The following is a 362-nucleotide window of genomic DNA, read 5'->3' as shown; positions in this document are numbered from 1 at the left end:
GGTCTATCTAGACGTTCAAGTAATTGATTGTTTATAGCTTTCATTTCAATAACTTGGTCATTTATAGCTCTAATTTCATAATTTTTCACTTCTAATTTTTTTTGCATGACCTCAATGAAATCTTCCTTACCTTTTATTTTGCTTTTTAAAAGGTCTATTTCATCTTGCTGATAGCCGATTGACAACTGCAAACTCTGTATTACTTCAGAATTTTCATTAATCCTTTTCTCACTAGATTGATTATGTTCATAGAAATACTCAACTAACTTTAAAAGCTCGTTGTATTCAAAAACATTCAAATTTTCAATAATTTCTTGCTTATAATTCTTGTATTCACATAAGGAAGATCTAATGTATAACGG

Annotated in this window: 1 protein-coding gene; it reads right to left on the bottom strand. The window is 28.2% G+C overall.

Annotated elements, in window-relative coordinates; all coding sequences use genetic code 11:
• A partial coding sequence (locus AB4496_RS26715; protein ID WP_372132932.1) for a hypothetical protein occupies positions 1-362 on the bottom strand: 362 nt, incomplete at both ends.

Origin of the sequence: Vibrio sp. 10N.222.46.A1, assembly GCF_041473595.1 — a bacterium.
GTDB classification, from domain to species: Bacteria; Pseudomonadota; Gammaproteobacteria; order Enterobacterales; family Vibrionaceae; genus Vibrio; species Vibrio tasmaniensis_A.
This window is presented reverse-complemented; position numbering and strand designations above follow the sequence as displayed.